The organism is Methanoculleus sp. MH98A (assembly GCF_000691865.1).
In the GTDB taxonomy this organism is placed as follows: Archaea; Halobacteriota; Methanomicrobia; order Methanomicrobiales; family Methanoculleaceae; genus Methanoculleus.
In genome coordinates this window covers 1-5,926 of record NZ_JMIO01000148.1, presented here as the reverse complement: position 1 = coordinate 5,926, position 5,926 = coordinate 1, and the positions used below count along the sequence as shown (strand labels likewise).

General features: G+C 62.3%; 7 protein-coding genes. 2 read left to right on the top strand and 5 right to left on the bottom strand.

What is annotated here, in order from left to right; translation table 11 throughout:
- Positions 1-239: 239 nt before the first annotated feature.
- The 3 genes from EI28_RS12195 to EI28_RS15080 form a co-directional block, all read right to left on the bottom strand.
- The gene (locus EI28_RS12195; protein WP_048115194.1) at positions 240-869 is read right to left on the bottom strand and encodes a type I 3-dehydroquinate dehydratase; all 630 of its coding nucleotides are present in this window, start codon (positions 867-869) and stop codon (positions 240-242) included.
- A 78-nt stretch (positions 870-947) separates the two neighbouring features.
- A complete protein-coding gene (locus EI28_RS15085; protein ID WP_231476815.1) occupies positions 948-1,283 on the bottom strand; it encodes a pyrroline-5-carboxylate reductase dimerization domain-containing protein in 336 nt (111 codons plus the stop codon).
- The gene (locus EI28_RS15080; protein ID WP_231476814.1) at positions 1,283-1,747 is read right to left on the bottom strand and encodes a pyrroline-5-carboxylate reductase; all 465 of its coding nucleotides are present in this window, start codon (positions 1,745-1,747) and stop codon (positions 1,283-1,285) included. Before EI28_RS15080 ends, EI28_RS15085 begins: the two co-directional genes overlap by 1 nt.
- Before the next feature lie 97 nt (positions 1,748-1,844).
- On the opposite strand from EI28_RS15080, the gene EI28_RS12185 reads away from it, so the two are divergent.
- A complete protein-coding gene (locus EI28_RS12185) occupies positions 1,845-4,364 on the top strand; it encodes a DUF3656 domain-containing protein (protein ID WP_048115192.1) in 2,520 nt (839 codons plus the stop codon).
- Positions 4,365-4,742: 378 nt separating this feature from the next.
- Positions 4,743-5,147: an HNH endonuclease gene (locus EI28_RS15595; protein ID WP_082223171.1), complete on the top strand. Its 405-nt coding sequence runs from the start codon at positions 4,743-4,745 to the stop codon at positions 5,145-5,147.
- Here the strand turns inward: EI28_RS15595 and EI28_RS15590 are convergent.
- Both EI28_RS15590 and EI28_RS12180 read right to left on the bottom strand, forming a co-directional pair.
- On the bottom strand, positions 5,122-5,535 hold the full coding sequence (locus EI28_RS15590) for an IS5 family transposase (protein WP_369792311.1): 414 nt from the start codon (positions 5,533-5,535) through the stop codon (positions 5,122-5,124). The two genes, EI28_RS15595 and EI28_RS15590, sit on opposite strands and share 26 nt — an antisense overlap.
- A 20-nt stretch (positions 5,536-5,555) precedes the next feature.
- Positions 5,556-5,926: transposase (locus EI28_RS12180; protein WP_231476812.1), on the bottom strand; the 371-nt coding region annotated here is incomplete at its 5' end.

Below are 5,926 nucleotides of genomic sequence, written 5' to 3'. Positions count from 1 at the left end.
CTGCAACCCCTCCCCCTATGGCGATATTCCCACGGTCCACTGCACCGGGTTTTTCTCGTTACACTGTCCGAAGAGAGGCACAGGCACCGTCAGGTGTGAGCGACATCGAACAAACGGTTCTTTCTTCGCAAACTACCTGCCCCTATTTGCGACACTTAGAACCGCGGCACACCTGGGTTTCAAGAAGGCCATCGCCTTCCAAAAGCCCACCCCAGCCCGTGCCGCCCCGTCTCCCCCCTTCACTTCAACAGATCCGCAATCTGTCGCATCTCCCGTATATGGTACTGCCCTTCGGCTGTCGGGGCGCCGGCATGGCTGAACGTGAACTCCGACCCGAAGAGAGGCAGGATTGCGCGGGCGTAGCGGAACTCGGCGCCCATGATGCTCGTGCAGATGGGTTTCTGGGCCTGGTGAGTGAAGAGAACGAGTTCGAAGAGGTCTTCCCGGGTTTTAGGCCGCACGACGATCTTCGGGATATCGCCGTATGACCGGAGCATCTCGTCGATCCTCCCGAGCTCCGGCACGGTGGGCATCTCGTTTGTGTGCAGCGACGCGAGGATCTGGACCCCCTGGCTCTTGATGAACGGTGCGTGGTCCCGGTAGCGTGCTTCCACGTCCACGATATCGACGTATCGCGCTATCGGCCCGACGATCCGGACCCAGAGATCCGCATCGCCGACAAACCGACCTCCCTCGTCCTTGCTCCTGAGCGTCGCGATCAGCGGGATGGCGGTCTTCTCCCGGATCGCACGAACCTGATCCAGCAGATCTCCCTCCATCCTGTCAAGCCTGATCTCGATGAACGTCGGGTTGTACTCCGCCACCTCGTCGATAGCGGCGGCATCCTCCACAGAGGCGACGATCTTCATACCTACCGGATGTATTCCTGCCCTATCACATAAAAGTCTGCCTGCAGTCTCCCGGAGATCGGGAGCCGCCACCCGCCGTCACTTCCCCACCGCACCGTAGCGCTCCAGCATGGCGGCGACCGCCTCGTCGAAGACTTCCGGCAGCCGTTCCCGGATCCCCTTCACCCCGACCTCCGTGACGCCGCCGGCTGTCGCGACCCGCCCGATCAGGTCGCCGGGGGTCTCGCCGGTCTCCCGGAGGTAGGCGGTCGTAGCCGCGGCCGTCTCCGTTGCGAGTTGAAGCGCCTGTTCGGGCGCAAGGCCGCTTGCACGGGCCGCCGCGCCCGCAAGTTCCTCGATGACTGCGGCGAGCAGCCCGGGGCCGCAGCTCGAGAGTATGGTGGCCGCCGGGAGTTCTCCCTCCTCGACGAGCATCACGTTCCCGATGGACGAAAAGAGCCCCTCAACCCGGAGGCGTCGTGCATGCCCACCTGCCGGCCGTGGCAGACAAGCGTCGTCCCCTGCCCGATCGTTGAGGTGATCGTGGGAATGGCCCGGGTGACCGAACCTGAAAACAGCCCCTCAAGCTCCGTGAGGCCGACGCCTGCGGCAAGCGAGACGACATGCTCATCGCCGTCCATCCCGGGGACGATCTCGCGAAGGACTTCTATTGTCTCCTGCGGCCTGACGGCGAGAATGACCGTGCGGCACCGCCGGGCGATTTCCCTGTTCGCTCTGGCGATGCCGATGCCCGGCCATGCTGCGGCGCATGCATCCCGGCTCTCCTGGCTCCTGGACGTGACCACGACCTCATCGACGCCGAGCACGCCGGACGAGAGGAATCCGTTCACCAGCATGCTGCCCATGTGCCCGTAGCCGATAACCCCTATGCAATTCATACACAAACCCCTCTCCAGATAGTTCTCCTGCCCAAAAAGGATACCCGCTTCACCCGGGGTGAGTATATAGGCCGCCAGAGCGAACGGTACGAAGCAGATGCCGCACGATCATCATAAGACGTCCGGGCCGCCGGAGCTGCTTGCGCCGGCCGGGTCGCCGGCAGCGCTGGCTGCAGCGATTGCCGCCGGTGCCGATGCCGTCTACCTTGCCGGGCGACGGTTCGGGGCCCGGCACTACGCGGCGAACTTCTCCGACGAGGAACTCGACTACGCCGTCGGTTACGCGCACCTCCGGGGTGTCAGGGTTTACGTCACCGTAAACGTCCTCGTCCGGGACGCCGAACTCCCCGACGTCGCCCGGTACCTCCTCCGGCTCTACGAGTTCGGGGTCGATGCCGTTCTGGTGCAGGATATCGGTGTGGCGGCGCTTGCCCGGGAGGTCGTCCCGGACCTCCCCATCCACGCCTCGACCCAGATGGCGATCCACAACCGCGAAGGCGTGGTGCGGGCTGCACGGGAGGGGTTCTCCCGCGTCGTGCTCGCCCGGGAACTCACCCTGTCCGAGATCGAGGATATCGCGACCGATGCCGGGGCGCAGGGGATCGGCATCGAGGTCTTTGCGCACGGGGCGCTCTGTTACTGCTACTCGGGCCAGTGCCTCCTCTCCTCGGTCATCGGGGGACGGAGCGGGAACCGCGGGATGTGCGCCCAGCCCTGCCGGAAGCCCTACCGGCTCGTGACCGCCGAAACAGACGGATACGGGCGCCCGAAAGACCTGCGGGCGAGGTCCGGATCGGACCGTTACCTGCTCTCGACCCGTGACCTCTCGGTATATCCCCGCCTCGACCTCCTCGCACGTGCACCGGTGGCCTCGCTCAAGATAGAGGGGAGGATGCGCTCGGTGGAGTACGTCGCCACGGTGACGGCCATCTACCGGCGCGCCCTCGACGCGATCGCCGCCGGGGAAGACTGGTCGCCCTCGCGGGAGGATATGCGCGACCTTGCGCTCGCGTTCAACCGGGAGTTCACGGAGGGCTACATCTTCGGCGCCCGCGATATCATGGCCCGCGACCGGCCCGGGAACCGGGGCGTCCCGCTCGGCACGGTCATTGGCTACGACCCGCGGCGGCGGGAGGCGGCCGTGCGCCTTACGGGCGATCTCGTGCCGCGTTCCGGTGACGGGCTTGCCTTCTGCATCGACGACCCCGACCGCGACACAGGAGCGGTCGTCCGCGGCACGCCCGCCGTCTGCCGCGGCATGGTGCAACTTTCCGTCCCCGCGCCCGTCAGTGTCGGCGCCCGGGTCTTCCTGACGAAGAGCGCGGACCTCGAAGACCGGGCGAAACGGATCGTGGAAAAACCCCTCCAGCCGGTGCCGCTCGACGTGACGGCCGTCTGGGAGGACGGCACGCCCTGCCTGGAAGCGGTCGTTGATCTGCAGGGGAGCGAACCGCTCCGGGTGCGCTACCGCCCGGATCTCGTGATGGAGCCGGCACGGAGCCGGCCGCTTACGGGGGAGCAGATCGCGGAGCAGCTGACAAAGACCGGGGGGACGCCGTTTACGATACGGAACCTGGCGCTCCGCTACCCCGGCGGGCTCTTTGCGCCCCTCGGCGAGTTGAACCGGGTCCGGCGGGCATTCCTGGAGAGGGTCGAGGAGGCCGTGCTCGCTGCACGGCGACCCGGGGAAGGCGCGGTGCGTGCGGCCCGGGAGAGGGTCGAGGCGGCGATTGCCGTGCTGGAGCGGCCGGCAGGTTCTCACCGGGAACCCCGGCTCCCGTGGGTCTCGGTCTACACCGACACCCTTGAGGGTGCAGAGGCCGCCGTCCGGGGCGGCGCACGCACCGTCTACCTGGAGGTGTCCGAGCACGGTATCCTCGAAGAGGCCGCCGGCGTCTGCCGGGAGGGGGGTGCGGATCTCGTCTGGAAATGGCCGTCGATCACCCGGCGCACCTTCCTCGACGCGGCGGCTCCCCTCCTCCCGTCGCTCTGCGATGCGGGCGTCCGCGGGGTGATGGTGAGCGGGCTCGGGGCTGCCGACGCGGTGCGGCGGGCCGAACCCCGGATGGCGCTCTACGGCGCCGCCGGGCTGAACCTCTGGAACCACCGCACCGCCGCGGAACTGGCGCCGCTCTTCCTGCGGTGCACGGCATCCCCCGAACTCCCGGCCGACGACCTTGCCGGGCTTGCAGCCCTGGCCGGGGATACCCCCGGACTCGAGGTGCTCGTGCAGGGCAACGTCGAGGCGATGGTGACCGAGGACAGGCTCGCGGCGGCGGTCGCCGGAGAAGAGTTCCTGGGTCTCCAGGACGGGCGCAACCGCGTCTTCCCGCTCCGGTGCGACGGCGAGGGGCGGACCTACATCGCAAACGCCGTCGAGACCTGTCTTATCGACCGCCTCCCCCGGATCGCAGGGATGGGCATCGACGCCGTCGTCATCGACGCCCGGGGACGGGGGGCCCGCTACGCAGCAGAGATGGCCCGGCTCTACCTGACCGGCATCGATGCCGCGGCCCGGGGAGACACCCGGGCCCTTCCCGCGCTCAAGGACGAGGTGAAACGGCGGGCGCTCGGCGGCATCACCGGCGGGCATTTTGTCCGGGGGATTGAGGAGTGAGGGGCGTCATGTATGCCGTTATCATGAGATAACTACCCGAACCGGACGGCTAAACCCGGCATTAGCGAGACGCAAAAATAGCAGGAGTTAAAGCATTCCCTCAAAATCTACTCTTTTGTAACGCCTTTATATTTTCCACCGCTCTTTTTCCCACTGACTATACGCCCGCTGTCTGAATCACGCTTGTAATGAATCCCCGTGTTGGGATTCTCGAATTGGGTTTTCCTTCTGACCGCTCCCTTACGGTGTCCACGACCTGTATTTGTCGCCATCAGAATCACCTAATAATTAATTAATTTTTCTAATTATTATGCCTATCTAATCGAATATAACCGAATATCTTAAATTTAAGTTCTACAAATAGCCACATGAGAGGATATGGCGCGCGACCCTTTTGATTTTAAGATCCCGAGCAGTAATTTGTTTGGATTTGACACCAAAACGACAACAGCACGAGCATCTTGTCCAAAAGCTGTCAAGGAGGCTGTTTGGCGCAAATATAATGGGGAGAAGATGAAAGGGAAATGTTACGTTTGTGATAAGGAAATTACGTTCACAAGTTTTGAGGTAGGGCATAATAAAGCCGCGTCGAAGGGCGGTGAATGGACTGTCGCGAATTGCCGACCGTTGTGCAGGACATGCAATAGATCGATGGGAACGATGTCCATCGAATCGTTCAAAAAAAAGCACTTTTCGAGTCCCAAACTAAAAACGAAGAAAGCAACATCAAAAAGAACCACGACAAAAAAGAAGGAGGTCATCCCAATATTCTCCCGATCATGACACTACATGCCAAGTGAATCAATCCCATGAATGAGTGCTCATATCGCTCGTATCGGGGAGTGATCTTCTTGAACGCCTCAATCCAGCTGAAGAACCGTTCTACCGCATTGCGCTTTTTATAGAGTTCTGGATCAAACCAGAATGGCCTCCCTCGTTTCGGCTGTTTCCGGGATCTCCGGTTGACCGGTATATTACTCTTTATTCTTCTTTTACGGTTGTACTGACGGATTTCCCGGGCATCGTAGGCTGCATCTGCGGAGATGATTGCAGGACGCTCCTGCACTTCGGGAATCTCAAACGCTTCGAGGGTTGGCTCGTAGAGCCGTGAATCATGGACATTTGCCGGTGCAACCGTGCAGGCAAGCGGGAGGCCGTTCCGATCGACCAGAGCACTCAGCTTATTCCCGTTTACCTTTTTATAGCCATCATAGCCCGCTGATCCCCTTTTTTAGCCGGGATATCCTTGGTATCCGTCGCACAATGTGATAGATCGATTTTCTTGATCGCATACCCGGATCGGAGCAGGTCGAGGAAGATCGCCTGGTACACTCCTTTCTCGCAGAGTTCGAGATGGTACCGATGAACCGTCGATTTGGTGCCATATTTCGCCGGTACATCGAGCCAGGAGCACCCGGTGGTCAGAACGTACAGGATACCGTTGAACAGCCTGCGGGGATCACATCGGGGTCGACCGATATGCGGCTTTGTTGGGGGGAGGTATTTCTGAACAATCTCCCAGAGATCATCGTCAATTTCCCGGAATGCCATGACCCCCGGTT

Excerpts from the sequence above, each read along its gene's own strand:
- EI28_RS12195 (WP_048115194.1), bottom strand. The coding sequence starts at position 869 with ATGAAGATCGTCGCCTCTGTGGAGGATGCCGCCGCTATCGACGAGGTG.
- EI28_RS15085 (WP_231476815.1), bottom strand. The coding sequence starts at position 1,283 with ATGCTCGTCGAGGAGGGAGAACTCCCGGCGGCCACCATACTCTCGAGC.
- EI28_RS15080 (WP_231476814.1), bottom strand. The coding sequence starts at position 1,747 with ATGAATTGCATAGGGGTTATCGGCTACGGGCACATGGGCAGCATGCTG.
- EI28_RS12185 (WP_048115192.1), top strand. The coding sequence starts at position 1,845 with ATGCCGCACGATCATCATAAGACGTCCGGGCCGCCGGAGCTGCTTGCG.
- EI28_RS15595 (WP_082223171.1), top strand. The coding sequence starts at position 4,743 with ATGGCGCGCGACCCTTTTGATTTTAAGATCCCGAGCAGTAATTTGTTT.